Source organism: Leclercia sp. CFBP8987, assembly GCF_034044995.2.
Taxonomy (GTDB): domain Bacteria; phylum Pseudomonadota; class Gammaproteobacteria; order Enterobacterales; family Enterobacteriaceae; genus Enterobacter; species Enterobacter tamurae.
In genome coordinates this window covers 4357994-4382586 of sequence record NZ_CM188255.1, presented here as the reverse complement: position 1 = coordinate 4382586, position 24593 = coordinate 4357994, and the positions used below count along the sequence as shown (strand labels likewise).

General features: G+C 56.0%; 22 protein-coding genes. 7 read left to right on the top strand and 15 right to left on the bottom strand.

Annotated elements, in window-relative coordinates; genetic code table 11:
• Positions 1-50: 50 nt before the first annotated feature.
• Together SOM40_RS21035 and SOM40_RS21030 are read right to left on the bottom strand one after the other, a co-directional pair.
• Positions 51-3164, bottom strand: coding sequence for an efflux RND transporter permease subunit (locus SOM40_RS21035; protein ID WP_320531057.1), 3114 nt, complete (start codon positions 3162-3164; stop codon positions 51-53).
• 10 nt (positions 3165-3174) lie between these two features.
• Positions 3175-4314: an efflux RND transporter periplasmic adaptor subunit gene (locus SOM40_RS21030; protein ID WP_313824603.1), complete on the bottom strand. Its 1140-nt coding sequence runs from the start codon at positions 4312-4314 to the stop codon at positions 3175-3177.
• A gap of 394 nt (positions 4315-4708) precedes the next feature.
• On the opposite strand from SOM40_RS21030, the gene envR reads away from it, so the two are divergent.
• The gene (gene envR / locus SOM40_RS21025; protein WP_312079556.1) at positions 4709-5356 is read left to right on the top strand and encodes an acrEF/envCD operon transcriptional regulator; all 648 of its coding nucleotides are present in this window, start codon (positions 4709-4711) and stop codon (positions 5354-5356) included.
• A gap of 14 nt (positions 5357-5370) precedes the next feature.
• On the opposite strand, the gene SOM40_RS21020 is transcribed toward envR, so the two are convergent.
• The 13 genes from SOM40_RS21020 to acuI all read right to left on the bottom strand — a co-directional run bounded on the left by SOM40_RS21020 (position 5371) and on the right by acuI (position 17487).
• A complete protein-coding gene (locus SOM40_RS21020; protein WP_320531058.1) occupies positions 5371-7452 on the bottom strand; it encodes a putative bifunctional diguanylate cyclase/phosphodiesterase in 2082 nt (693 codons plus the stop codon).
• Positions 7453-7578: 126 nt separating this feature from the next.
• On the bottom strand, positions 7579-7743 hold the full coding sequence (locus SOM40_RS21015; protein ID WP_166184294.1) for a DUF2556 family protein: 165 nt from the start codon (positions 7741-7743) through the stop codon (positions 7579-7581).
• A 199-nt stretch (positions 7744-7942) separates the two neighbouring features.
• The gene (fis, locus tag SOM40_RS21010; protein WP_000462905.1) at positions 7943-8239 is read right to left on the bottom strand and encodes a DNA-binding transcriptional regulator Fis; all 297 of its coding nucleotides are present in this window, start codon (positions 8237-8239) and stop codon (positions 7943-7945) included.
• Between the two features lie 23 nt (positions 8240-8262).
• Positions 8263-9228, bottom strand: a complete 966-nt coding sequence (gene dusB, locus SOM40_RS21005) for a tRNA dihydrouridine synthase DusB (RefSeq protein WP_106994884.1) — start codon at positions 9226-9228, stop codon at positions 8263-8265.
• A 377-nt stretch (positions 9229-9605) separates the two neighbouring features.
• Positions 9606-10487, bottom strand: coding sequence for a 50S ribosomal protein L11 methyltransferase (gene prmA / locus SOM40_RS21000; RefSeq protein ID WP_261644888.1), 882 nt, complete (start codon positions 10485-10487; stop codon positions 9606-9608).
• Between the two features lie 11 nt (positions 10488-10498).
• Positions 10499-11950: a sodium/pantothenate symporter gene (panF, locus tag SOM40_RS20995; RefSeq protein ID WP_320531059.1), complete on the bottom strand. Its 1452-nt coding sequence runs from the start codon at positions 11948-11950 to the stop codon at positions 10499-10501.
• Positions 11940-12185, bottom strand: a complete 246-nt coding sequence (locus tag SOM40_RS20990) for a YhdT family protein (protein ID WP_320531060.1) — start codon at positions 12183-12185, stop codon at positions 11940-11942. Before SOM40_RS20990 ends, panF begins: the two co-directional genes overlap by 11 nt.
• Before the next feature lie 109 nt (positions 12186-12294).
• The gene (gene accC / locus SOM40_RS20985) at positions 12295-13644 is read right to left on the bottom strand and encodes an acetyl-CoA carboxylase biotin carboxylase subunit (RefSeq protein ID WP_106994880.1); all 1350 of its coding nucleotides are present in this window, start codon (positions 13642-13644) and stop codon (positions 12295-12297) included.
• A 10-nt stretch (positions 13645-13654) separates the two neighbouring features.
• A complete protein-coding gene (accB, locus tag SOM40_RS20980; RefSeq protein WP_106994879.1) occupies positions 13655-14125 on the bottom strand; it encodes an acetyl-CoA carboxylase biotin carboxyl carrier protein in 471 nt (156 codons plus the stop codon).
• 22 nt (positions 14126-14147) lie between these two features.
• On the bottom strand, positions 14148-14600 hold the full coding sequence (gene aroQ, locus SOM40_RS20975; RefSeq protein ID WP_166184288.1) for a type II 3-dehydroquinate dehydratase: 453 nt from the start codon (positions 14598-14600) through the stop codon (positions 14148-14150).
• Between the two features lie 233 nt (positions 14601-14833).
• Positions 14834-15433, bottom strand: coding sequence for a protein-methionine-sulfoxide reductase heme-binding subunit MsrQ (msrQ, locus tag SOM40_RS20970; protein ID WP_312189184.1), 600 nt, complete (start codon positions 15431-15433; stop codon positions 14834-14836).
• Entirely contained in the window at positions 15434-16435 is a 1002-nt protein-coding gene (gene msrP / locus SOM40_RS20965) for a protein-methionine-sulfoxide reductase catalytic subunit MsrP (protein WP_166184284.1), read from the bottom strand.
• A 77-nt stretch (positions 16436-16512) separates the two neighbouring features.
• Entirely contained in the window at positions 16513-17487 is a 975-nt protein-coding gene (gene acuI, locus SOM40_RS20960) for an acrylyl-CoA reductase (NADPH) (RefSeq protein WP_320531061.1), read from the bottom strand.
• A 184-nt stretch (positions 17488-17671) separates the two neighbouring features.
• On the opposite strand from acuI, the gene csrD reads away from it, so the two are divergent.
• From csrD to rng, 6 genes are all read left to right on the top strand, one after another.
• Complete coding sequence (gene csrD / locus SOM40_RS20955; RefSeq protein ID WP_320531062.1) at positions 17672-19612, top strand: RNase E specificity factor CsrD; 1941 nt, start codon at positions 17672-17674, stop codon at positions 19610-19612.
• Between the two features lie 279 nt (positions 19613-19891).
• A complete protein-coding gene (gene mreB, locus SOM40_RS20950; RefSeq protein WP_000913396.1) occupies positions 19892-20935 on the top strand; it encodes a rod shape-determining protein MreB in 1044 nt (347 codons plus the stop codon).
• 62 nt (positions 20936-20997) lie between these two features.
• Positions 20998-22014, top strand: a complete 1017-nt coding sequence (gene mreC, locus SOM40_RS20945; RefSeq protein ID WP_106994872.1) for a rod shape-determining protein MreC — start codon at positions 20998-21000, stop codon at positions 22012-22014.
• A complete protein-coding gene (mreD, locus tag SOM40_RS20940; RefSeq protein ID WP_032614566.1) occupies positions 22014-22502 on the top strand; it encodes a rod shape-determining protein MreD in 489 nt (162 codons plus the stop codon). Before mreC ends, mreD begins: the two co-directional genes overlap by 1 nt.
• 9 nt (positions 22503-22511) lie before the next feature.
• Complete coding sequence (locus SOM40_RS20935) at positions 22512-23105, top strand: Maf family protein (protein WP_261644883.1); 594 nt, start codon at positions 22512-22514, stop codon at positions 23103-23105.
• On the top strand, positions 23095-24564 hold the full coding sequence (gene rng / locus SOM40_RS20930) for a ribonuclease G (RefSeq protein WP_261644882.1): 1470 nt from the start codon (positions 23095-23097) through the stop codon (positions 24562-24564). Before SOM40_RS20935 ends, rng begins: the two co-directional genes overlap by 11 nt.
• Positions 24565-24593 lie beyond the last annotated feature (29 nt).

Sequence of the window (24593 nt, the reverse complement as noted above, 5' to 3'; positions counted from 1 at the left end):
TAAATTTCCGTTTATTATCATCAGTAAAGGCGCCGAAGCGCCTTTATCTATTACTCTTCGTGATGACGCGTAAAGCGTCTGCGTACCACGACAAAGAAGACCGGCACGAAGAAGATGGCCAGCAGGGTGGCCGAAAGCATGCCGCCCATCACCCCGGTGCCTACAGCATTTTGTGCACCACTGCCTGCGCCGTGACTGATGACCAGCGGCATCACGCCAAGAATAAACGCCAGCGAGGTCATCAGAATCGGACGCAGGCGCATGCGCGCTGCCTCGAGGGTGGCTTCAACAATCCCTTTCCCCTCTTTCTCCATCAGGTCCTTGGCAAATTCGACAATCAGAATGGCGTTCTTTGCCGACAGGCCGATGGTAGTGAGCAGCCCCACCTGGAAATAGACATCGTTGTTCAGCCCCCGCAGGGAGGCGGCCAGCAGGGCACCGACCACCCCTAACGGCACCACCAGCATCACCGAGAACGGAATCGACCAGCTTTCATAGAGTGCCGCCAGGCAGAGGAACACGACCACCAGTGAGATGGCATACAGGGCAGGGGCCTGGTTGCCGGACAGCCGCTCCTGGTATGACATGCCCGTCCAGTCGAAACCAATACCCGCAGGGAGTTTCGCCGCCAGCTGCTCCATTAACACCATCGCTTCACCGGTACTTTTCCCTGGGGCGGCCTCGCCGAGGATCTCCATAGAGGGGGTGCCGTTATAGCGTTCGAGGCGCGGTGAACCATAGATCCAGTGCGACTCGCTGAACGCCGAAAGCGGAACCATTTCACCGTTGGCGCTGCGCACGTACAGGCGATTGATATCCTCAGGCAGCATCCTGAATTGTGCATCTGCCTGGACATAGACTTTCTTCACCCGACCACGGTCAATGTAGTCGTTGACGTAGGTGCCTCCCAGGGCGGTGGAGATGGTCTGGTTGATGTCCGATACGCTGACGCCCAGCGCCTGGGCTTTTTCCTGATCGATATCCAGCTTGAACTGCGGGGTATCCTCCAGACCATTAGGCCGCACGCGAACCAGCAGATCGGAATGGGCTTTGATCATGCCCAACAGCTGGTTTCGGGCCTGCGTCAGCTTATTGTGGCCCAGGTTGGCCTGGTCGATCAGCTCAAAATCGAAACCTGTTGCGGTACCCAGCTCGATAATGGCGGGCAGGTTAAAGGGGAACACCAGCCCATCTTTGATCTGGCTGAAGGCCCGGGTGGCACGGCTGACGATAGCCCCCACGCTGTTAGCGGCACCGGTGCGCTCCTCCCAGGGTTTAAGGCTGATAAACGCCACCCCGGCATTTTGCCCCTGGCCGCTGAAGCTGAAACCGTTAACGGTAAAGACCGACGCCACGTTGGCTTTTTCCGTGGTGAGATAATAGTGCTCAACCTGATCCAGCACCTGCTGGGTACGGGTTTGTGTAGCGCCCGCCGGGAGCTGCACCATGGTCATAAAGACGCCCTGGTCCTCTTCCGGGAGGAACGAGGTTGGCAGACGCAGGAACAGCACCGCCATGCCGCCGACAATCAGGACATAGACCACCAGGTAGCGACCGGTCTTACGCAGAATATGGCTAACGCTGTTGCTGTAGTGCGCCACGCTCCTGTCGAAGAGGGCATTGAACCAGCCGAAGAACCCGCTTTTATGCCCATGATCCTCGTCCGGCGCTTTGAGCAGAGTGGCGCACAGCGCCGGGGTCAGGATCAGCGCTACCAGCACGGACAGTGCCATGGCCGAGACAATCGTCAGGGAGAACTGACGGTAAATCGCCCCAGTGGACCCGCCGAAGAAGGCCATCGGGATAAATACCGCCGACAGCACCATGGCGATGCCGACCAGCGCCCCCTGGATCTGCGACATCGATTTCTGCGTCGCCTCTTTGGGCGGTAGCTTCTCCTCCACCATTACGCGCTCGACGTTCTCCACCACCACGATAGCGTCATCCACCAGCAAGCCTATCGCCAGCACCATACCAAACATGGTCAGGGTATTGATGGAGAAGCCAAACGCCGCCAGTACTGCAAAGGTGCCCAGCAATACCACCGGCACGGCGATAGTCGGGATCAGCGTGGCGCGCAGGTTTTGCAGGAACAAGTACATCACCAGGAAGACGAGGATGATGGCTTCAAACAGCGTCTTCACCACTTCATGGATGGAGATCTTCACAAACGGCGTGGTGTCGTAGGGATAGACCACCTTCAGCCCCTGGGGGAAGAAGGCTTGCAGCTGCGCCAGTTTGCTCTTGATCGCCGCGGCGGTATCCAGGGCATTGGCGCCGGTGGCGAGCTTGATCCCCAGCCCGGTCGCCGCCTGGCCGTTGATTTTGGTCACCATATTGTAGTTTTCACCGCCAGGCGCAATTCGGGCCACATCTTTCAGATGCACCATCGACCCGTCCTGATTGACCTTCAGAGTGATGTTGCCAAACTCTTTGGCGGTTTTCAGGCGCGTCTGGGCGATGATCGAGGCGTTGAGCTGCTGTCCCGGCACCGACGGCGTACCGCCCAGCTGACCGGCGGCAATCTGGTTATTCTGGGTTTTAAGCTGATTGATGACATCCAGCGGCGTCAGCTGATAGGCGTTCAGCTTATTGGCATCCAGCCAGATACGCATCGCATACTGGGCGCCGAACAACTGCACATCGCCTACCCCGGAGGTGCGGCTGATGGCATCCTTCACGTTAGAGGCGACGTAGTCAGAGATATCGTCCTGGCTCAGGTCTTTATTGTCCGAGACAAAGCCCGCCACCAGCAGGAAGCTGCTGCTCGACTTCTCCACGCCGATCCCCTGCTGCTGCACTTCCTGCGGCAGCAGCGGCATCGCCAGCTGGAGTTTGTTCTGCACCTGCACCTGGGCAATGTCCGGGTCGGTACCCGACTGGAAGGTCAGGGTGATGGTCACGCTGCCCGCCGAATCGCTGGTGGAGGACATATACATCAGGTTATCGATGCCGTTCATGTTCTGCTCGATAACCTGGGTCACCGTATCCTGCACCGTCTGCGCGTCGGCACCAGGGTAGGTCGCGGAGATTGCCACGGCTGGCGGGGCAATGGTGGGATACTGGGCGATCGGCAGCTTGAGGATCGCCAGCCCGCCCGCAATCATCAGGATAATGGCAAGTACCCACGCAAAAACCGGGCGCTGAATAAAGAAGTTGGCCATGCTCTGTCCCTTATCCCGCTTTCTGCGCGGCGGTGTCTGGCGTGGCGACAACCGCGATGCCAGGGCGCACTTTTTGCAGCCCACTGACGATCACCCGATCGCCCTCCTGCAAGCCGTCGGTGATCAGCCATTGATCGCCAATCGCCTGCGGCGCGACGACGTTCCGTGCTTCGGCCTGATTCTTCTCGTTCACCACCATCACGCTGGCTTCACCGCGCGGGGTGCGAGTAACCCCCTGCTGCGGTACCAGGATGGCGTGGGGCTGGGTGCCTTCATCAATACGCGCCCGGACAAACATACCCGGCAGCAGGACATGTTGCGGGTTAGGGAAGATCGCCCGCAGAGTAATGGAGCCAGTGCTCTCGTCCACCGTGACATCGGAAAATTGCAGCGAGCCTTTCAGCGGGTACGGCTGACCGTTCTCCATCAGCAGCTGCACGCTGCTGGTGCTTTCGCCCGTCTGCAGGCTGGATTGCTTCAGGCGCATAAAATCGTTGCTGGATTGGGTCACATCGACATAGATCGGATCCAGCTGCTGCACCGTCGCCAGTGCTGACGCCTGGCCGTTCGCCACCAGCGCCCCCTCGGTGACGCTGGATTTGCCGATGCGCCCGCTGATAGGTGAGGTCACTTTGGTGTAGGCCAGATTAATGCGCGCGGTCTCAACATCTGCCTGGGCTGCAATCACCGACGCATCGGCCTGACGGGCGGTAGCAACGGACTGATCGTACTCCTGCTTACTGACGTACTGGGTGCCCATCAGCGGTAAATAGCGTTTTACGGTCAGGTGGGCAATGTTGGCTGCCGCCTGAGCTTTGGCCAGCTCCCCTGACGCGCTGTCAAAGGCCGCCTGATAAGTGGCCGGATCGATCTGATACAGCGATTCCCCCGCTTTGACGTCGCTGCCCTCGGTGAAGTTGCGCTTCAGAACAATGCCGCTCACCTGAGGGCGAACTTCTGCAACGCGATACGCATCGGTGCGGCCCGGCAGTTCGGTGGTGACGACCAGCGGTGCGCTTTTTACGACATGAACCACAACCTGTGGTGATGGCGGCTGCTGGGCTTGCTCGCTGTGATCATCACAACCCACGAGTAATGCGGCACCGATGATAAAACCGGATAAGGGTAAAAACCTGAAATGAGGCGTCATGGCTATTCCTTCAAAATCATCAACCCGCATTAACCGACAGCGGTTAAGCGTTAAGGAGAGGTAAACAGAAAACGGCGGGCGCCATAATAAAGAATGGCCGGGCGGGTTTTTGATTTATAAGTGCGAAGAAAGAATCGAAGAGAAAAAAAACGAGGCTGAATGTGATTAAACAACGGGATAGCATTCCCGATTATCTATTTCACGGCATTATGCTTTAGACACATATATGTGTTTAATGAATAAAATGATGTTTAAACATCATTGAGATTAATAAATTAAGCGTGTTGACGTTTTTTGTTCAAAATTATTTTTTGCAGTGATGGATAATTGACGACCTGACAATTATCACCGTTGTTTGATAAATGTAATTAATCCGTTAAAAGAGTGACTCCCTATGGCGCGTAAAACGAAGGCCGAGGCGCAGAAGACACGCCAGCTGTTGATTGAGGCAGCGATAGAGCAGTTTGCCGCACGGGGTGTGGCAAGCACCACGCTGACCGATATTGCTGATGCCGCGGGTCTGACCCGGGGGGCTGTTTACTGGCATTTCAGCAGTAAGGCGGAGATATTTAATGCTATCTGGCAGGAGCAATGTCCGCTGCGGGAGATTATTCGCGGTCTGTTGTCGCAGGGAGAAGAGGACAAGCCGTTATTTATTTTACGTGAACTGTTTGTTACCGCGTTGCAATATATTGCCCGGGATCGCCGCCAGCGTACGCTATTGCAGATCCTCTATCACAAATGTGAATTTGAACCGGGCATGATTTCAGAATATGAAATTCGGGAGAGGATCGGCTTCAACTATGAAAACGTTCGTCAGATCCTGCAGAAATGCATTGCGACAGGCGCTATTTCCGCGCAGATCAATATCGACACGACCTTAATTGTTTTCCATGGCTTTTTTTGTGGATTGATTAAAAACTGGTTAATGAGCCCGGAAAGGCTGGACCTGTATCAACAGGCCCCGGAGCTGGTGGATAACATCCTCTCGACGTTACCGCTTGCTCTTGCGCCGCACCGTTTCTACGACGCCGCCTCATAGCGGCATCGGCCCGGTCAGATTTGCTGGGTCAGCATGGCTTGCGGATCATGACTCATGGCCTTGATGGTCTGCGCCGAAACCGGTTTACCCAGCAGATAACCTTGTAAGGTGTTACACCCGAGCCTGGTCAAAAACGCCTGCTGCTCCTGCGTTTCCACCCCTTCTGCTACCACCTTAAGATTGAGGGTCTTTGCCAGCGCAACAATGGCGGCAACAATAGTGGCATCGTCCCCCTCGCCCTTGAGATCTTTAACAAACGCCCGATCGATCTTCAGCTCACAGGCTGGCAGCTTTTTCAGGTACAGCAGGCTGGAATAGCCCGTACCAAAATCATCGATGGAGGCTTTCACCCCCGCCTGCGTCAGTTCGGTCAGCACCCGCACGCTCTCATCAGGATTATTCATGGCCGTCGTTTCGGTCACTTCCAGGATCAGGGTGTGGGGCGGAATGTGATGTCGCGCCAGGCTACTCATCACCGTCTCAACCAGCAGGGGTTGCTCAAACTGCAGCGTGGAGAGATTCACCGCCATCGACCACTCGGTATGCCCTTCAAGATGCCAGACGCGGAGCTGGCGACAGGCCTCATCAATCACCCAGTTGCCGATAGGAATGATCAGCCCGCTTTTTTCCGCCAGCGGCAGGAACTGGTCAGGGCAGAGTAGCCCCTGGGAAGGGTGCTGCCAGCGCAGCAGGGCCTCAAAACCGACGATAGGGCCCACCGGGGCCTGGAACTTCGGCTGATAAACCAGATGCAGTTCCTGTCGATCCAGCGCCAGCCACAGATCGTTCATCAGCTGCAGCTGTTTTTGCGCCAGGGTGTTCATCGACGGCTGGAAGAAGTGGTAGCCGTTACGCCCCATATGCTTGGTGTGGTACATCGCCGCATCGGCGTTAAACATCAGCTCCCGCTGGTTTTTGCCATCGTGTGGATAGATAGCAATCCCCACGCTGAGGGTCACCACCAGATCGTACAGCTCAAGGCTGAAGGGCTGATCGATCACATGCACCAGCGCGCTGGCCAGTGAAGCGGCGTCGTTGGGGGTATCGATCTCGGCCAGCAGAACAAACTCGTCGCCGCCAATACGGGCGAGGGTGTACTGACCTTTCAGCGGTTGCTCCAGACGTTCCGTAACGGCAATCAGCAGCTTATCGCCGGTGTCATGCCCGTAGGCATCGTTGACGGCTTTGAAGCCGTCCAGATCCATAAACAGCAGCGCGAATAACTTTCCTTCACGATCGGCTTTGTTGATCGCCTGATCGAGACGGTCCTCCAGCAGCACGCGGTTTGGCAAGCGCGTCAGCGTGTCGTGCAGCGCCAACTGCGCCAGCTCACGGTTCGCTTCCGCCAGCGACGAGGCCAGAAGGGCGGTGCGGGCCTGCAGCCTGGCGTCAAACATCGAGACCAGCAGCGTAATGCCAAGAATAGAGAGCGCCACGACGCTCACCAGTACCGCCAGCCAGCTGCCGTTCACTCCCTGATGGTGCATATGGACCTGAACCGGGAACTGGGCGGCCTTCATCCCGGTATAGTGCATGCCGGCAATCGCCATGCCCATCAGTACGGCGGCGCCCGCGCGCATCAGCGCAACCTGGCCGGCATCGCGACGCAGACGAAACGTGAGCCACAGAGCGGCCAGCGAGGCGAGCAGGGCGATCACCACCGACAGCGCAACCCAGCGCATATCCCAGACGATAGCGGGCTCAACCTGTAATGCCGCCATCCCGGTGTAGTGCATCGCGACAATCCCGCTGCCCAGAATCACGGCACCGGTGAACAGGCGACGCCTGCGCAGGTGATCCCGGCTTACCAGCCAGAGGGCGAACAGCGAGGCGCCGATGGCAATGAACATCGACAGAGCCGTTTGTATCAGGTCGTAGTTCAGACGCATGGAGACATCCATCGCCAGCATGCCGATAAAGTGCATGGCCCAGATGCCGATGCCCATGGCAATACCGCCGCCCGTCAGCCAGACGCGTGCCGCGATGCCCGTACTGCCGACAACCCGGCCTGCCATATTCAGGGCGGTGTAGGAGGCAAGAATGGCGACAACAAAAGAGATAACCACAAGAAGTTGGTCGTATTGGCTAACCAGCATGATCTCATCAACTCAAACGCAGGGGGTATTACGTGATACCGGATGTGACGGGCTGAGACATTATCATCCAACAGAGATGCCTCAAAGGCTTTTAAGTCCGCACATTTTTCGAGGGAAAGTAAGGGTTTAATCCAGATCCGCGCAGTTGATCAGCTTGAGTGGATTCACCGAGTTCATGTTGCGGCATTTGTCCGTTTCCGTAGACATCAACTCGATCCACTGCATTAACAGTGCATCAAAAAGGAAAGCGCTAATCGCGAAGACGACTAACCACCCATACTTACGGATCATTCGGAGTTCCGGGAACAAAGGAAAAGAGTGCAGGAAATATACACGAAAAATAGCGGCTGAGAAGTGGGCAGACGGATGTTTACGTTTCGGCTGTTAGCGGTGTGATGAGGGGAGCAAAAGGCGGGAAAAGCGGGCATAAAAAAAGGCGCGTCCCCATGCCGGTTTGCGCCTTTTTATACAAGCATTTAGCTAATCGAAATTAGTTCATGCCGTACTTTTTCAATTTCTTACGCAGCGTACCACGGTTGATGCCCATCATCAGGGCAGCACGGGTCTGGTTACCGCGGGTGTATTGCATCACCATGTCCAACAGGGGCTGTTCAACTTCAGCCAGTACCAGCTCATACAGGTCATTAACGTCCTGACCGTTCAGTTGAGCAAAATAGTTCTTCAGTGCCTGTTTAACCGAGTCACGCAGGGGCTTTTGTGTTACTTGATCCTGAGAGTTAACGGTGGAAACGGTCAGTACGTCAGAATTTACGCGTTGTTCGAACATAGTTCTGTCAGCTCTTTATTTCATTACGCAAGATTTTCGAAGTATGCCTCCAACGCCTCCAGCTGATCGCTGGCATCCTCTATGGCGTTGAATGTGCGCCGAAACTGGTCATTTGGAGCGTGCTCCTGGAGATACCAGGATACGTGTTTACGCGCAATTCGGTACCCTTTTGCCTGACCATAAAAGCCATGCAATTCCCGAACGTGCGAACAAAGCAAGCGCTTAACCTCTGCCAGCGGCAGCGGGGCAAGCAGCTCCCCAGTGTCCAGATAATGCTGGATTTCCCGAAAGATCCAGGGTCTTCCCTGAGCCGCACGTCCTATCATCAGAGCATCAGCTCCCGTATAGTCGAGCACAGCTCTGGCTTTAAGCGGGTCAGTAATGTCGCCATTCGCGATAATCGGAATGGAAACTTTCTGCTTAACTGCCCGAATGCTGTCGTATTCAGCTTCGCCGTTGAACAAACAGGCGCGGGTGCGTCCATGTATGGTCAGGGCCTGAATGCCACAGTCTTCAGCCAGTTGGGCAATCTCTACACAGTTACGGTGATCCGGCGACCAACCCGTGCGAATCTTCAACGTAACAGGAACGTCCACTGCGCTGACAACCGCCGTCAGGATTGACTTCACCTGGTCGGGGTATTGCAGAAGGGCTGAACCTGCCAGCTTGCGATTCACCTTTTTGGCCGGGCACCCCATATTGATATCAATAATCTGGGCACCACTTTCCACGTTGATACGCGCGGCGTCTGCCATCTCTTCAGGCACGCTTCCGGCAATTTGCACGGTGCGGATACCTGGTTCGTCAACATGCACCATCCGAAGACGGGATTTATCGCTTTCCCAAACCTGCGGGTTAGACGACATCATCTCGGAAACGGTGAGTCCTGCTCCCATCTCATAGCACAGCGTCCTGAAGGGCCGGTCGGTAATACCTGCCATAGGTGCTGCGATCAGGCGATTTCTAAGCTGGTGGTTTCCGATGCGCATGAGTTAAGAAATGACCATACTGTGACTGCAAGGCGGCGTATCTTACGCATTTTTTGCACGAGATGAAAGGCCAAACTTTGAACAATCACCTGTTGCAGATCATGGAATCAGACACAAAGCATAGCCAGTAAAATTATATGCGATATAAATCATTCACTTAAATGAGTGTGATGATTTTATGGCCGCTTACAATTTCCCAAAACTTCTCGTTTTTTCTTAAAGAATGAAACCTTAAGCCGAATAATCTGCTGTTTTAACCAGCAGATTTCCGCGGTTCTTTGCGATCTGCGTCGCATTTTAGAACATGATCGTTAGCAATGGATCGCCTGTTCTTTAACCAAAAGGGCAGTTTAAAAAACAGGCACCTGTCTAAACCCTTACTTTTTACGACCGGTAATGCGGCACCACTCCTCTTTTTCGACCACCGGGTCGAGTGTAAAGAGGTCGGTATAAGCTTCGCATACGCTTTCTGCCTGGCTGGCAAGAATACCGGAAAGCCCCAGCAGGCCACCCTCAACGGGCAGGACGCTGATTAACGGTGCCAGCTCGCGTAACGGGCCGGCCAGGATGTTGGCGACCACCACATCGGCTTTCATCACCGCAGGCTGGTCATTCGGCAGATACAGCTCAAGACGGTCGGAGACGCCGTTGCGCTGCGCGTTATCGCGGCTGGCCTGGATTGCCTGCGGATCGATGTCGATCCCGATCGCTTTTGCCGCGCCCAGCTTCAGGGCAGCGATGGCGAGGATCCCGGACCCGCAGCCAAAGTCGATCACCGTCTTACCGTCCAGATCCAGACCATCCAGCCACTGCAGGCACAGGGAGGTGGTCGGGTGGGTGCCGGTCCCGAAGGCCAGGCCCGGATCGAGCATCACGTTGACAGCATTTTCATCCGGCACGTCGCGCCAGCTCGGGCAGATCCACAGACGCTTGCCGAACTGCATCGGGTGGAAGTTATCCATCCACTCGCGTTCCCAGTCCTTGTCTTCCAGCTGCTCAATTTTGTGCGCAAAACCGGCGCCCAGCAGCGGGTGATTCTCCAGAATTGCGACCACCTCGGCCATATCCGTTTCGGCATCAAACAGGCCGATGACATCGGTATCGCCCCACAGGCGGGTTTCACCCGGCAGCGGTTCAAACACCGGGGTGTCATGCGTGTCCTGGAAGGTGACAGAGACCGCACCGGCCTCTACCAGGGCATCACTCAGCGCTTCGGCATTAGCGCCGGTCGTATTCAGTTTTAATTGGATCCACGGCATGGCAAAACTCTTTATTTATCAGTAGAAATGACGGCCGTCTGCGGTATGGATTGACCGAAACGGTTCCCCACCACAAACGCCAGCAAACTTAGCAGTAGCGAGGGCACAATCGGATGGAAGCCCAGGTACTGAATATTAAAGGAGGCGAGCACGGCATAGAGCACGCCACCGACGATCATTGCGCTCAGGGCACCCGCCGCGTTGGCGCGCTCCCAGTACAGGCCCAGCACCAGCGGCCAGAGGAACACCGCTTCCAGGCCACCAAACGCCAGCAGGTTCAGCCAGATGATCATCTCAGGCGGCCGCCACGCGGCCAGCAACAGCAACGCCCCCAGCACCAGCGTGATCACAGCCGACATCCGCTTCAGAAGTCGCTCATTATTCATCTGCGCTGGGCGCATGTTCAGGTAGAGATCTTTAATGATCGTAGCGGAACTTTGCAGCAGCTGGGCGTTAATTGTCGACATGATCGCTGCCATTGGTGCGGCAAGGAAGATCCCGGCCGCAAACGGCGGCAGGACTTTTACCATCAGGGTCGGGATCACCAGGTCCGGCACGGTTAAGTCCGGGATCACCGCCCGGCCGAGCGCCCCGGCAAGGTGCATGCCGAGCATCAGGATCGCCACGACGATGGTGCCGATAATAATTCCCCGGTGCACCGCCTTGCTGTCTTTATAGGAGATGCAGCGCACGGCCGTATGCGGCAGGCCAATCACCCCGAAGCAGACCAGCACCCAGAAGGAGGTCATAAAGGTGGGGGAGAGGATGTCATCCGCACCCTGAGGCGATACCAGCTTCGGATCGATAGTCTGCAGGGTTTCCACTGCATGGGTTAAACCACCCGCCGCATGCACTACGCCCACCAGCAGAACAATGGTGCCAATCAGCATCACCATGCCCTGCATGGTGTCGTTGAGCACGCTGGCGCGGAATCCACCAAAGGCGGTGTAGAGCGCGATACTGATACCAAAAATCAGCAGGCCCGTTTCGTAAGGGATCCCGGCGGCGGTCTCAAGCAGGCGCGCGCCACCGATAAACTGCACGGTCATGGCACCGATAAAGGCCACCAGCAGGCTCAGGCTGGCCAGCCAGACCAGCAGCCGGCTCTGATAGCGGGCAAACAGCATATCGTTGAGGGTCACCGCATTATAGCGGCGCGCCAGAATCGCGAATTTTTTCCCGAGAATACCCAGCGAGAGCCAGATGGCAGGCAGCTGGATCATCGCCAGCAGTACCCAGCCCAGCCCGTATTTATAGGCCGCACCCGGGCCACCAATAAAGGAGCTGGCGCTGATGTAGGTGGCGGTCAGGGTCATCGCCAGCACAATACCGCCCATCGAGCGGCTACCAAGGAAATACTCGTTCAGGAAGGTGCCCGTCGTTCGTTTGCGCATGGCGTAAACGGACAGGCCAAAAACAACAAACAGATACGCGACGAGGGGCAGGATCACTTCAAGCTGCATTATCGTCATCCTCCAGCGGAATATCGCGATAGATAAATTTCACCATCGCCCAGCAGAGCAGAATAAACACCAGCGGGAGCAGCAGGCAGGCCATCTCAAACCAGTGCGGCAGACCGGTAATGCCAATGGCAGTGTCAGGTATGTAAGCAGTTACTAACCACGCGGCGAGATAGAGAAGGGTTAACCACAGCGCCCAGCGCGCTTCTTTGTGGGCCTGAACAAAACGCTTGTCCATTTTTTGTCCCTTGTGGAAAAAGAAAGCGGGGATTGTACCTTATGGGGCCTGGCGATCCCCAGAAATAAAAAAAGGCCGGATTAACCGACCTTTTTACGCTTACGCAGGCTTATTTTTCATTGAGACCGAGCTTCTTCTCAAGATAGTGGATGTTAGTCCCACCATGCTGGAAGTTCTCGTCGCTCATAATACGCATCTGCAGATCAACGTTAGTTTTGATGCCGTCGATGATCAGCTCCTGCAGGGCGTTCTTCATGCGGGAAATCGCCACATCGCGGGATTCGCCGTAGCAGATCAGCTTGCCGATCATGGAGTCATAGTACGGCGGTACGGTGTAACCGGCGTAAATATGGGACTCCCAGCGCACACCAAAGCCACCCGGCGCGTGGAAACGCGTGATTTTACCCGGGCTCGGCAGGAAGGTGTTCGGGTCTTCGGCGTTGATACGGCATTCCACCGCATGGCCTTTAACCACAACTTCTTCCTGCTTGATGGACAGCGGTTGACCCGCCGCGATACGCAGCTGCTCTTTGATCAGGTCAACGCCGGTGATCATTTCGGTAACCGGGTGTTCAACCTGAATACGGGTGTTCATCTCGATGAAGTAGAACTCGCCGTTTTCGAACAGGAACTCAAACGTACCCGCCCCGCGATAACCGATATCGACACAGGCTTTAGAGCAACGCTCGCCGATGTAGCGACGCAGTTCCGGAGTGATACCCGGTGCTGGTGCCTCTTCGACCACTTTCTGGTGACGACGCTGCATGGAGCAGTCACGTTCTGCCAGATAGATCGCGTTACCCTGACCGTCAGCCAGCACCTGAATTTCGATGTGGCGTGGGTTTTCCAGGTATTTTTCCATGTACACCATGTCATTGCTGAAAGCTGCTTTCGCTTCCGCTTTGGTCATGGAGATGGATTGAGCCAGTTCAGCATCGCTGCGCACAACGCGCATACCGCGACCGCCGCCGCCGCCGGACGCCTTGATGATAACCGGGTAGCCAATGCGTTTCGCATGAGCACGGTTAGCATCCATGTCGTCGGTCAGAGGACCGTCGGAGCCCGGTACGGTTGGAACACCGGCTTTTTTCATTGCGGTGATCGCAGACACTTTGTCGCCCATCAGGCGGATGGTGTCAGCTTTCGGGCCGATGAAGATAAAGCCAGAGCGTTCTACCTGTTCAGCAAAGTTGGCGTTCTCAGAGAGGAAGCCATAACCCGGGTGAATCGCCACCGCGCCAGTGATCTCAGCGGCGCTGATGATAGCCGGGATATTCAGATAGCTTTTGACGGACGGAGCCGGGCCAATACAGACCGTCTCATCCGCCAGTAATACGTGTTTCAGATCGCGGTCCGCGCTTGAGTGCACAGCGACAGTCTTAATGCCCAGCTCTTTACAGGCACGAAGAATACGCAGTGCGATCTCGCCGCGGTTGGCGATAACAATTTTATCCAGCATGTTCGCCTCGTTACTCGATGACGACCAGCGGCTCGTCAAATTCAACCGGCTGACCACTTTCGACCAGAATCGCTTTCACAGTACCTGACTTGTCAGCTTCGATCTGGTTCATCATTTTCATGGCTTCAACGATGCACAGGGTATCGCCCGCGTTAACTTTCTGGCCCACTTCGATGAACGCTTTAGCGTCCGGGCTCGGGGTGCGGTAGAAAGTACCAACCATTGGGGAACGTACGATGTGACCACTGATTTCCGCTGCTGCTGGTGCTTCCATTGCTGGAGTCGTCGCCGGCGCGACAGCGTTAGACAGAGCTGGCTGCTGCATCATTGGTGCAGCATAAGCTTGTTGCATAACCGGGTAGCCTGCGTTTGGCGCGGCACGGCTGATGCGTACAGACTCTTCGCCTTCAGAAATTTCCAGTTCGGAGATGCCTGATTCTTCAACCAGCTCGATCAGTTTTTTAATCTTACGAATATCCATGAGTGGGTTCCGTACTCTTTGTTTAGTGTGATTGTGACAGGCGTTTTACCGCTGTCTGTAAAGCGAATGAATAACCGTCAGCCCCCAGTCCACAGATGACGCCAGCGGCGATATCCGACAGGTAGGAGTGGTGGCGGAACGGCTCCCGCGCATGCACGTTGCTGAGGTGGATCTCGATAAACGGGATGCTCACTGCCAGCAGCGCGTCACGAATAGCAACACTGGTGTGCGTAAACGCGGCCGGATTAATCAGGATATAGTCCGTGGTGTCTTTAGCCTGATGAATGCGGTCGATGAGTGCGTACTCCGCGTTTGACTGAAAATGGTCAAGTTCCACATTGAGTGCCGCCGCTTCGCTACCCAAACGGTTAACAATTTCGGTTAACGTCAGCGTGCCGTACTTCTCGGGTTCACGGGTGCCGAGCATATTCAGGTTCGGTCCGTTTAAAACTAAGATGTGAAACTTGTCAGCCATTGTGCCGCTATCTCCTGCGATTCTCCGGTAAAAAACAAAATATACCTTCGATGCGCGATTGTCACCCTTTCTGGCTATGAAAAACCCATCGGGGAAACCAAAGTCGCACATTATAACGATTTCGTAGCATTTGGCAGCTAAATACTGGTCTTATCAGGGAAGATTATCAACAGCATTCGGATAAACGCCCGGGAAGGGTAAGCGTTCTGCGGGGATCTGCACACTTTCGCCCATTATCGCCACCACTGACGAAACTTCTTATAACGCCATGCCAGAAGCACTATTGCCAGCACGGCATAGATGATCGGCTGCGGTGAGAGAATTTTCACTGACCAAAGGTAGTGGATGGGGGCGAGGATCGCGACAAGATAGACAAAATTATGCAGAAGTTGCCAGCGCCTTCCCAGTTTTCGCTGAGCGGACTGCGTAGAGGTGAGAGTCAACGCGAGTAAAATCACCCAGCTGATAATCCCCAGAGTTAAGTAAGGGCGGGTAACCAGTTCGCTTCCGAGCAGGGCCAGATTGTTAATGCCCAGCTCCAGAAACGCATAGCTGGTGAGATGCAGCGTCGCCCAGGCGAAACACCATAGCCCAAGCAGGCGGCGGGTACGGATCAATAAAGGCTGTTTCGCGTAGCGTGCCAGGGGCGAAACCAGCAGAGTCGCCAGTAAAAACTTCAGCGCGGTGCGGCCGGTGAAATGCTGGATATCTTTAGCCGGATCGGCACTCAGGCCGCCGTGGTTGATGGCCCAGAATAGCCATATAAAAGGAAGCAACCCTGCAAGATGCAGGGCGACTTTCAGCCAGGTAATCTGTTTTGCCGTCAGACGCACTTAGAAAAACTCCCGTAAGTCGAGGCCGCGGTAGAGCGATGCGACCTGGTCGGCATAGCCATTGAACAGCAGCGTCGGCTGACGCTTAACGTCCAGCGCCCCGCCCGAGCCAATAAACCGCTCAGTCGCCTGCGACCAGCGCGGGTGATCGACGTGCGGGTTTACGTTAGCGTAAAAACCGTATTCATTCGGTGCGGCAAGGTTCCAGGTGGTGGGTGGGCGTTCACGGGTCAGCTTGATGCTGACGATCGATTTGATGCCCTTAAAGCCATATTTCCACGGCACGGTCAGGCGGATGGGTGCACCATTTTGCGGCGGCAGCGCTTTGCCGTACACGCCGACGGTAAGCAGCGTCAGCGGGTGCATAGCCTCGTCAATGCGCAATCCCTCCACGTACGGATAGTCGAGCCCACCGCCAATAAACCGGTCTTTCTGGCCGGGCATGATCTCCGGTGCGTAAAGGGTCTGGAAGGAGACATACTTCGCGTCGCTGGTGGGCTCCACCATCGCCAGCAGCTTATGTAGCGGGAAACCAATCCACGGCACCACCATCGACCAGGCCTCGACGCAACGCATGCGGTAGATTCGCTCTTCCAGCGGGAAGCGGGTGGTCAAATCGTTGTAATCGAGGGTCAGGGGCTTCGCCACTTCGCCGTCGATGGTCAGCGTCCAGGGATCGGTCTTCAGGCTGCCGGCATTGGCTGCCGGATCGGCTTTATCCAGGCCGAACTCGTAGAAGTTGTTATAGCCTGTCACTTTCTCTTCGGGGGTTTTGGCGAGCGTGCTCTGCCACTGGGCGGGTTGGGTAAAAGTAAGCGGCTTCCCGGGGGGCGCTTTAGGACGATCGTTACCCTTAAACCAGTCCAGCAGGTCGGCCTGGGCGAGGGGAGATAGCGTCAGCGCACCGGCACCGATCCCCAGCATTTTCAGGATCTGGCGGCGCTTCAGCATAAAAACGGATTCCGCGGTGATATCGGCTTCCGTCAGGGGTTTCACTTTCATGGCATCCTCCGTCATGCGTTTTTCTAAGCATGACGGAGGAGCAGGGTTAAAGCGAATATGTCACGAAAATTTGAAGATTACGCCAGCTTCACCAGAGTACGGCCCTGGATCTGATTATTGATGATCTTCGCGGCATACTCCGGGGCCTGCTCAAGGCTAATCTGGGTGGCGCTTTGATCATAGAAGGAGGCAGGCAGGTCGCGAACCAGTCGTTCCCAGGCCTTGGCCCGGCGCTCTGGCGGGGTCATCACGGAATCGACACCCTGCAGACGGACGTTACGCAGAATAAACGGCATTACCGTGGTCGGCAGGGCAAAACCGCCCGCCAGGCCGCAGGCCGCCACGCAGCCGCCGTAGTTCATCTGCGCCAGCAGTTTTGCCAGCACTTTGTCTCCCACGGTATCGACGGCACCGGCCCAGATCTGTTTCTCCAGCGGGCGGGTCTCAGCGAACTCATCGCGGCCCAGAATGCGGCTGGCACCAAGGCTACGCAGATAGTCATGGGTACTTTCACGCCCGGAGACTGCCGCTACCTGATAGCCCAGCTTATGCAGCAGGGCGACCGCGGTGCTGCCGACGCCGCCGCTGGCGCCCGTCACCACTACCTCACCGGACTGCGGCGTAACGCCGGCTTCTTCCAGCGCCATCACGCACAGCATGGCGGTGAAACCGGCGGTGCCGATGATCATCGCTTTACGGCCATCGAGCCCGTTCGGCATCGGCACCAGCCAGTCGCCGTTGACGCGTGCCTGCGCGGCCAGCCCGCCCCAGTGATTCTCGCCCACGCCCCAGCCGGTCAGCAGCACCTGTTGGCCGACATGGAAACGTGGATCTTCGCTGGCATGTACGCGGCCCGCAAAGTCGATACCTGGAACCATTGGGAAATTACGCACGATCTTGCCGGTGCCCGTAATGGCGAGCGCGTCTTTGTAATTCAGGCTGGACCAGTCGATATCAACGGTCACGGCCCCTTCCGGCAGGCGGCTCTCTTCGATAGATTGCACTGATGCAAGAGTTTTGCCTTCCTGCTGTTCTAAGATCAAAGCCTGCATACGAATTCCTTACTCAGCATGATGATTGGAAAAAAATTTTTGAAGACTATACTCGCTCATTGACATGCAATGCCGATTTAACGCAATAAATTGCCAGATACACCGGATTTGGTAGTATGCCGATGCCGTATTGCGAGTTAGTGCTCACTTGCTATCCTCATCAACTCACGGAGTAATCTCAAGGATGCGATTATCGACGAAGTTCTCCGCTTTTATTGCCTTGCTAACCGGTTTGACTATCTTTGTCACCCTGATTGGCTGCTCGCTCAGTTTTTATAATGCGATCCAGGGAAAGCTGGTGAACCGCGTCCATTCCGTAGCGTCGGTAATTGATTCCCGCCTTGTCAGTACGCCCTTTCCGGAACTGTCTCGTCAACTGGATGAGCTGATGGCTCCGGTTGATATCACGCGTGTCGAGATTACCCAGGGCGGAAAAACCCTCTTCAGCCACAGCGGGCAAAAGGGTTATCGACCGGCCGGTGCGCCACCCCAGCATCTGGAACTGACCGTCTCCTCCCTGAAAAACCCCGGGATGACCATAAGCCTGGCCTATCTGGACCCCATGGACAGTTATTATCGCTCACTGATGACCACCGCGCCCCTGACGGTGGCGGTGATCTTCGTGGTGGTGCTGATCTTTCTGGCGGTGCGCTGGCTGCGTCGCCAGCTCTCGGGGCAGGAGCTGCTGGAGTCGCGCTCGGTACGGATCCTTAACGGTGAACGTGGGCCTCAGGTGCGCGGCTCCGTCTATGAATGGCCGTCCCGCACCAGCAGCGCGCTGGACGTTCTGCTGTCCGAAATTCAGTTTGCCAGCGACCAGCGCAGCCGGATAGACACGCTGATCCGCTCCTATGCCGCCCAGGACAACAAAACCGGCCTTAATAACCGTCTTTTCTTTGATAATCAGCTGGCTACCCTGCTGGAAGATACCGAGAAAGTGGGATCGCACGGGGTGGTGATGCTTGTCCGTCTGCCGGACTTCGATCTGCTGAAGGACAACTGGGGACGGGCGGTGGCGGAGGAGCATCTGTTTATGCTCATCAACATGCTCTCCACCTTTATGATGCGCTATCCCGGCGCACTGCTGGCGCGCTATCACCGCAGTGATTACGCCGTGCTGCTGCCGCATCGCTCCCTGAAAGAGTCAGAAAGCATTGCCAGCCTGCTGTTAAAGTCGGTGGATGCGCTACCCCCCAGCAAAATGCTCGATCGTGATGATATGGTGCATATTGGCATTTGCGCCTGGCGCGGCGGCCAGACCACCGAGCAGGTGATGGAGCACGCTGAGGCCGCCACCCGCAATGCCGTGCTGCAGGGGGCTAATGGCTGGGCGATTTATGATGACTCCTTGCCAGAGAAAGGGCGCGGCAACGTGCGCTGGCGCACCCTGATTGAGCAGATGCTCACCCGCGGCGGGCCGCGGATCTATCAAAAACCATCGGTGCTGGTTAACGGCCAGGTTCACCATCGGGAGCTGCTGTGCCGCATCTTTGACGGCAATGAAGAGGTGGGCTCGGCGGAGTATCTGCCAATGGTGCTGCAGTTTGGCCTGTCGGAAGAGTACGACCGTCAGCAAATCTCCCGATTGATGCCATTCTTATCCTACTGGCCCGAAGAGCATCTGGCGCTGCAGGTGACGGTGGAGTCGCTTATCCGCCCGCGTTTCCAGCGCTGGCTACGCGATGTGCTGATGCAATGTGAAAAATCGCAGCGTAAACGCATTATTTTTGAACTTGCAGAGGCGGATGTTTGTCAACACATCAGTCGGTTACAGCCGGTGGTTCGGTTGATCAATGCGCTGGGGGCTCGTGTGGCGGTGACGCAGGCGGGTCTGACGCTGGTCAGCACCAGCTGGATCAAGGCGCTGGAGGTAGAGCTGTTGAAGCTACATCCGGGGCTGGTAAGGAATATCGAAAAACGTACGGAAAACCAGCTGCTGGTGCAGAGTCTGGTTGAAGCCTGCAAGGGAACGCAAACCCATGTTTTTGCCACAGGTCTGAGGTCCCGAACCGAATGGCAGACATTGACAGAGCGCGGAGTTACAGGGGGTCAAGGCGATTTTTTTGCAGCCTCTCAGCCTCTTGACAGCAATGTGAAAAAATATTCGCAAAGATACTCTGTTTAACCTGCCGTTTGGTAAGTTTTCACGTAGAATATCGCGCCTGTAGCGTGATGTATGACGCACAACACGACAGTAAACGACCTTTATCGGGTTACAAATGAACGTGAGGAACGCTGTTTTTTCTCAGCCCTGAGGGAGTCAGGCGACGATTTGTAACAAAGGAAGCGTGCTGCACAAATTTTCACCGTAGCAGGCGATTTTTGCGCCTTGTCGCTGCTGCGTGTGGTTGGTAAAGTAAGCGGATTTTGTTTTCCGCCCCAGCTTTCAGGATTATCCCTTAGTATGTTGAAAAAATTTCGTGGCATGTTTTCCAATGACCTGTCCATTGACCTGGGTACCGCGAATACCCTCATTTATGTAAAAGGACAAGGCATCGTACTGAATGAGCCTTCAGTTGTGGCCATTCGTCAGGATCGTGCTGGTTCACCGAAAAGCGTAGCGGCCGTCGGCCATGACGCTAAGCAGATGCTTGGTCGTACGCCGGGTAATATCGCTGCCATTCGTCCGATGAAAGACGGCGTTATCGCTGACTTCTTCGTGACCGAGAAAATGCTTCAGCACTTTATCAAACAGGTGCACAGCAACAGCTTTATGCGTCCGAGCCCACGTGTTCTTGTGTGTGTGCCGGTTGGCGCTACCCAGGTTGAACGTCGTGCTATTCGTGAATCCGCTCAGGGCGCTGGTGCGCGTGAAGTCTTCCTGATTGAAGAGCCAATGGCTGCCGCCATCGGTGCCGGCCTGCCGGTTTCCGAAGCGACCGGCTCCATGGTGGTGGATATCGGTGGCGGTACCACTGAAGTGGCCGTTATCTCCCTGAATGGTGTGGTTTACTCCTCTTCCGTACGTATTGGTGGTGACCGCTTCGACGAAGCCATCATTAATTATGTTCGCCGTAACTACGGCTCTCTGATCGGTGAAGCCACCGCAGAGCGTATTAAGCACGAAATCGGTTCTGCTTACCCGGGTGACGAAGTGCGCGAGATCGAAGTGCGCGGCCGTAACCTGGCAGAAGGCGTTCCACGTGGCTTTACCCTGAACTCCAACGAAATCCTCGAAGCGCTGCAAGAGCCGTTGACCGGCATTGTGAGCGCCGTCATGGTTGCCCTCGAGCAGTGCCCGCCGGAACTGGCTTCCGATATCTCCGAGCGCGGTATGGTTCTGACCGGTGGTGGTGCGCTGCTGCGTAACCTCGACCGCCTGTTGATGGAAGAGACAGGTATTCCTGTCGTAGTTGCTGAAGATCCACTGACTTGCGTAGCCCGTGGCGGCGGCAAGGCGCTGGAAATGATCGACATGCACGGCGGCGACTTGTTCAGCGAAGAGTAGTCAGGTGTGAAAGGGTAGCGGATGGCTACCCTTTCTCTCTGACGCGAGAGTACGCATAGCCTATGAAGCCAATTTTTAGCCGTGGCCCGTCGCTACAGTTTCGCCTGATCCTTGGGGTGTTGGTAGCGCTTGGTGTCATTATTGCCGATAGCCGCCTCGGTACGTTCAGCCAGATCCGAACGTACATGGATACCGCCGTCAGTCCTTTCTACTTTGTATCAAATGGTCCCCGTGAACTGCTCGACAGCGTCTCGCAAACCCTGTCCTCACGCGATCAACTCGAACTTGAAAACCGCGCGTTACGCCAGGAACTGCTGCTGAAAAACAGCGAAATACTGATGCTGGGCCAGTACAAGCAGGAGAACGCCCGTCTGCGTGAGCTACTGGGCTCCCCGCTGCGTCAGGACGAGCAGAAGATGGTGACCCAGGTGATCTCCACCGTTAACGATCCCTATAGCGATCAGGTGGTGATCGACAAGGGCAGCGTCAATGGCGTGTACGAAGGCCAGCCGGTGATCAGCGATAAAGGCGTTGTCGGTCAGGTGGTCGCGGTCGCCAAGCTGACCAGCCGCGTGCTGCTGATTTGCGATGCCACTCATGCGCTGCCGATCCAGGTGCTGCGTAACGATATCCGCGTGATTGCGGCCGGTAACGGCTGTACGGACGATCTGCAGCTGGAACATCTGCCGGCGAATACCGATATTCGCGTGGGCGATGTGCTGGTGACGTCAGGTCTGGGCGGTCGTTTCCCGGAAGGGTATCCGGTTGGGGTAGTCTCCTCCGTGAAGCTGGACACTCAGCGCGCCTATACCGTGATTCAGGCCCGTCCAACGGCGGGTCTGCAGCGTCTGCGCTATCTGTTGCTGTTGTGGGGCGCCGACCGTAACGGGACTAACCCGATGACCCCGGAAGATGTGCATCGCGTGGCAAATGAACGTCTGATGCAGATGATGCCGCAGGTTCTGCCTGCGCCAAACTCAATGGGGCCGCCTGCGCCAGTACCTGCGCCGGCAACCGGGCTGACCCAGCCGCTGCCTGATGCGCCACCGCCACCGCAACTCTCCCCGGGAGGGCAATAGTGGCAAGCTACCGTAGCCAGGGACGCTGGGTTATCTGGCTCTCGTTTTTGATCGCGCTGTTACTGCAAGTGATGCCCTGGCCGGACGACATTCTCGTTTTCCGGCCAAACTGGGTGCTGCTGATTCTGCTCTACTGGATCCTCGCTCTGCCGCACCGCGTAAATGTGGGCACAGGTTTTGTGATGGGTGCCATACTGGATCTGATTAGTGGCTCAACGCTTGGCGTACGCGCCCTGTCCATGAGTATCATCGCATACCTGGTCGCTCTGAAATTCCAGCTCTTTCGTAATCTGGCGCTCTGGCAACAGGCGCTGGTGGTGATGTTGTTATCCATGGCCGCGGATATCATTGTTTTCTGGGCAGAGTTTTTAGTGATCAACGTCTCTTTCCGTCCGGAAGTGTTCTGGAGTAGTGTAGTTAACGGTGTGCTCTGGCCATGGTTGTTCCTGCTGATGCGTAAGGTTCGCCAGCAATTTGCCGTGCAATAAAAGGTTTCTATGACGTCTTTGTATCTCGCTTCCGGCTCCCCGCGCCGTCAGGAACTCCTGACGCAGTTAGGGGTATCTTTTGAACGCATCGTCACCGGCATTGAAGAGCAACGTGCCGAGGGCGAAAGCGCACAACAGTATGTTTCCCGTCTGGCACGGGAGAAAGCGCAGGCCGGCGTGGCGCAGGTGCCGCGTGATTTACCGGTGCTGGGCGCAGATACTATCGTGATCCTCAATGGTGAAGTCCTCGAGAAACCACACGACGCTGAGCATGCGTTTACGATGCTGCGCAAATTGTCCGGCCATACGCATCAGGTCATGACCGCCGTCGCGCTGGCAGACCGCCAGCACGTGCTCGATTGCCTGGTGGTTACTGATGTCACGTTCAGAGTACTCACAGAAGAAGATATCGCCGGTTATATCGCCAGCGGTGAACCTATGGATAAAGCAGGTGCATACGGTATTCAAGGGTTGGGTGGCTGTTTTGTCAGGAAGATCAATGGCAGCTATCACGCCGTAGTCGGCTTACCGCTGGTGGAAACGTATGAGTTGCTGAGCAATTTTAACTCACTGCGTGAGGGAAGGGATAATTATGACGGCTGAATTGTTGGTAAACGTAACGCCCTCGGAAACCCGTGTGGCCTATATCGATGGCGGAATTCTCCAGGAAATTCACATCGAGCGTGAAGCGCGGCGCGGAATAGTAGGCAATATCTACAAAGGTCGTGTCAGTCGTGTCCTGCCGGGTATGCAGGCGGCATTTGTAGATATTGGCCTCGATAAAGCGGCATTTCTGCATGCCTCCGACATCATGCCGCACACCGAATGCGTGGCGGGTGAAGAGCAAAAACAGTTTACCGTTCGTGATATCTCCGAGCTGGTGCGTCAGGGCCAGGATCTGATGGTGCAGGTGGTGAAAGATCCGCTGGGCACCAAAGGCGCGCGACTGACTACCGACATCACCTTACCTTCCCGTTATCTGGTCTTTATGCCTGGCGCATCGCACGTTGGCGTCTCCCAGCGTATCGAGAGCGAAAGCGAGCGCGAGCGCCTGAAAAAGGTGGTGGGCGCGTACTGTGATGAGCAGGGCGGATTCATTATTCGCACCGCGGCGGAGGGGATCAGCGAAGACGATCTGGCTTCGGATGCCGCCTACCTGAAACGCGTCTGGACCAAAGTGATGGAGCGTAAAAAACGCAACCAGACCCGCTATCAGCTGTACGGAGAGCTGGCACTGGCCCAGCGCGTTCTGCGCGACTTCGCCGATGCCCAGCTGGACCGCATCCGCGTTGATTCCCGTCTGACCTATGACGCGCTGCTCGAGTTTACCGCGGAGTACATCCCGGAAATGCCGGGCCTGCTTGAGCACTACACCGGCAAGCAGCCTATTTTTGATCTGTTCGATGTTGAAAATGAAATCCAGCGCGCGCTGGAGCGCAAGGTCGAGCTCAAGTCCGGCGGTTATCTGATTATCGACCAGACCGAAGCGATGACCACCGTGGATATCAACACCGGGGCGTTTGTTGGTCACCGCAATCTGGACGACACCATTTTCAACACCAACATCGAAGCGACGCAGGCCATTGCGCGTCAGCTTCGTCTGCGCAATCTGGGTGGCATCATCATCATCGACTTTATCGATATGAGTAACGAAGACCACCGCCGCCGCGTGCTGCACTCCCTGGAGCAGGCTCTGAGTAAAGATCGCGTGAAAACCAGCATCAACGGCTTCTCCCAGCTGGGCCTGGTTGAGATGACCCGCAAGCGCACCCGTGAAAGCGTTGAGCATGTGCTGTGCAACGAGTGCCCGACCTGCCATGGCCGCGGTACGGTGAAATCGGTGGAGACCGTCTGCTACGAGATCATGCGTGAGATCGTTCGTGTGCATCACGCCTACGACTCCGACCGCTTCCTGGTCTATGCTTCTCCTTCGGTGGCGGAAGCCCTGAAAGGGGAAGAGTCCCACGCGCTGGCAGAAGTGGAAATCTTTGTCGGCAAACAGGTAAAAGTGCAGATAGAGCCGCTCTATAACCCGGAGCAGTTTGACGTGGTGATGATGTAATCCGCAGGTACTGCGAGACAAGAACGGCT

Coding starts and splice junctions, on each gene's coding strand:
- SOM40_RS21015 (WP_166184294.1), bottom strand. CDS start 7,743: ATGATCCGTAAGTATGGGTGGTTAGTCGTCTTCGCGATTAGCGCTTTC.
- SOM40_RS21035 (WP_320531057.1), bottom strand. CDS start 3,164: ATGGCCAACTTCTTTATTCAGCGCCCGGTTTTTGCGTGGGTACTTGCC.
- accC (WP_106994880.1), bottom strand. CDS start 13,644: ATGCTGGATAAAATTGTTATCGCCAACCGCGGCGAGATCGCACTGCGT.
- envR (WP_312079556.1), top strand. CDS start 4,709: ATGGCGCGTAAAACGAAGGCCGAGGCGCAGAAGACACGCCAGCTGTTG.
- panF (WP_320531059.1), bottom strand. CDS start 11,950: ATGCAGCTTGAAGTGATCCTGCCCCTCGTCGCGTATCTGTTTGTTGTT.
- mreC (WP_106994872.1), top strand. CDS start 20,998: ATGAAGCCAATTTTTAGCCGTGGCCCGTCGCTACAGTTTCGCCTGATC.
- aroQ (WP_166184288.1), bottom strand. CDS start 14,600: ATGGCTGACAAGTTTCACATCTTAGTTTTAAACGGACCGAACCTGAAT.
- msrP (WP_166184284.1), bottom strand. CDS start 16,435: ATGAAAGTGAAACCCCTGACGGAAGCCGATATCACCGCGGAATCCGTT.
- SOM40_RS21020 (WP_320531058.1), bottom strand. CDS start 7,452: ATGCTGGTTAGCCAATACGACCAACTTCTTGTGGTTATCTCTTTTGTT.
- prmA (WP_261644888.1), bottom strand. CDS start 10,487: ATGCCGTGGATCCAATTAAAACTGAATACGACCGGCGCTAATGCCGAA.
- dusB (WP_106994884.1), bottom strand. CDS start 9,228: ATGCGCATCGGAAACCACCAGCTTAGAAATCGCCTGATCGCAGCACCT.
- accB (WP_106994879.1), bottom strand. CDS start 14,125: ATGGATATTCGTAAGATTAAAAAACTGATCGAGCTGGTTGAAGAATCA.
- fis (WP_000462905.1), bottom strand. CDS start 8,239: ATGTTCGAACAACGCGTAAATTCTGACGTACTGACCGTTTCCACCGTT.
- SOM40_RS20935 (WP_261644883.1), top strand. CDS start 22,512: ATGACGTCTTTGTATCTCGCTTCCGGCTCCCCGCGCCGTCAGGAACTC.
- mreB (WP_000913396.1), top strand. CDS start 19,892: ATGTTGAAAAAATTTCGTGGCATGTTTTCCAATGACCTGTCCATTGAC.
- csrD (WP_320531062.1), top strand. CDS start 17,672: ATGCGATTATCGACGAAGTTCTCCGCTTTTATTGCCTTGCTAACCGGT.
- acuI (WP_320531061.1), bottom strand. CDS start 17,487: ATGCAGGCTTTGATCTTAGAACAGCAGGAAGGCAAAACTCTTGCATCA.
- SOM40_RS21030 (WP_313824603.1), bottom strand. CDS start 4,314: ATGACGCCTCATTTCAGGTTTTTACCCTTATCCGGTTTTATCATCGGT.
- SOM40_RS20990 (WP_320531060.1), bottom strand. CDS start 12,185: ATGGACAAGCGTTTTGTTCAGGCCCACAAAGAAGCGCGCTGGGCGCTG.
- rng (WP_261644882.1), top strand. CDS start 23,095: ATGACGGCTGAATTGTTGGTAAACGTAACGCCCTCGGAAACCCGTGTG.